1 protein-coding gene and 1 pseudogene are annotated in these 1,461 nt (G+C 71.6%); both read left to right on the top strand.

Going from position 1 to position 1,461, the window contains the following annotated elements; genetic code table 11:
• A pseudogene (locus ACWD26_RS44090) lies at window positions 1–399 on the top strand (serine hydroxymethyltransferase); the annotation flags it as partial.
• 172 nt (window positions 400–571) lie between these two features.
• Window positions 572–1,461, top strand: an 890-nt coding sequence (locus tag ACWD26_RS44085) for an L-serine ammonia-lyase (RefSeq protein ID WP_451279408.1), incomplete at its 3' end; no start/stop codon positions are given.

The raw sequence follows: 1,461 nt of genomic DNA, 5'->3' as shown, positions 1-1,461 counted from the left end.
GTCGAGGGCGCGCGGATCCTGGCCGAGCGGCTCACGGCGCCGGACGCCCGCGAGGCCGGCATCAACGTGCTGTCCGGCGGCACCGACGTCCACCTGATCCTGGTCGACCTGCGCGCCTCCGACCTGGACGGGCAGCAGGCCGAGGACCGTCTCCACGAGGTCGGCATCACCGTCAACCGCAACGCCGTCCCCAACGACCCCCGCCCGCCGATGGTCACCTCCGGCCTGCGCATCGGCACCCCCGCCCTCGCCACCCGCGGCTTCACCACCGACGACTTCACCGAGGTCGCCGACATCATCGCCGAAACACTCAAGCCGACCTACGACACCGAAGCACTGAAAACCCGCGTGAAGGCCCTCGCCGACAAGCACCCGCTGTACCCGGGGCTGGGCAAGTAACCGCTGGGCACTCGGCCGGGGTCGCGACCCGCCCCCGGCCCGGGGCTCGCCCGTACCCGTAACCCCGGCTTCACGGGCCCGTAGTCCCGTACGTCGCGGGCGCCGCGCACACTGGACGGTGAGCGCGGTGCCCGACCCCCCGCACAACCCTCCCCCGTTCTGAGGAGTCACCGTGGCCATCTCGGTCTTCGACCTGTTCTCGATCGGCATCGGCCCGTCCAGCTCCCACACGGTCGGCCCGATGCGGGCCGCCCGGATGTTCGCCCGTCGGCTGCGCAACGAGGAACTGCTGGGCGAGGTCGCCTCGGTACGCGTCGAGCTGTACGGCTCGCTGGGCGCGACCGGCCACGGCCACGGCACCCCCAAGGCCGTACTCCTGGGCCTGGAGGGCGCCTCACCGCGCACGGTGGACGTCGAGTCGGCGGACGGCCGGGTGGAGGCCATCAAGGAGTCGGGCCGTATCCGTCTCCTCGACGACCACGAGATCGCCTTCGACTTCGACAAGGATCTGGTCCTCCACCGCCGCGAGACACTGCCGTACCACGCCAACGGCATGACCCTCTGGGCGTACGACGAGGCGGGCACGGAGCTGACGTCGAAGACGTACTACTCCGTCGGCGGCGGCTTCGTGGTCGACGAGGAGGCGGTCGGCGCGGACCGCATCAAACTCGACGACACGGCCCTCAAGTACCCCTTCCGCACGGGCGACGAGCTGCTGCGCCTGACGAAGGAGACGGGCCTGTCGATCTCCGCGCTGATGCTGGAGAACGAGCGGGCCTGGCGCACGGAGAAGGAGATCCGCTCCGGGCTCCTCGACATCTGGCGGGTGATGCAGGCCTGCGTCTCACGCGGCATGACCCGCGAGGGCATCCTGCCCGGCGGGCTGCGCGTACGCCGTCGCGCGGCCGTCTCCGCCCGCCAGCTCCGGGCGGAGGGCGACCCGTTGGCCCGCTCCATGGAGTGGATCACGCTCTACGCGATGGCCGTGAACGAGGAGAACGCGGCGGGCGGACGCGTGGTGACGGCCCCGACGAACGGCGCGGCCGGCATCATCCCCGCCGT

This window comes from Streptomyces sp. NPDC002787 (assembly GCF_053592095.1).
The sequence above is the reverse complement of the archived record's forward strand: the minus strand, read 5'-3'. Positions and strand labels throughout refer to the sequence as shown.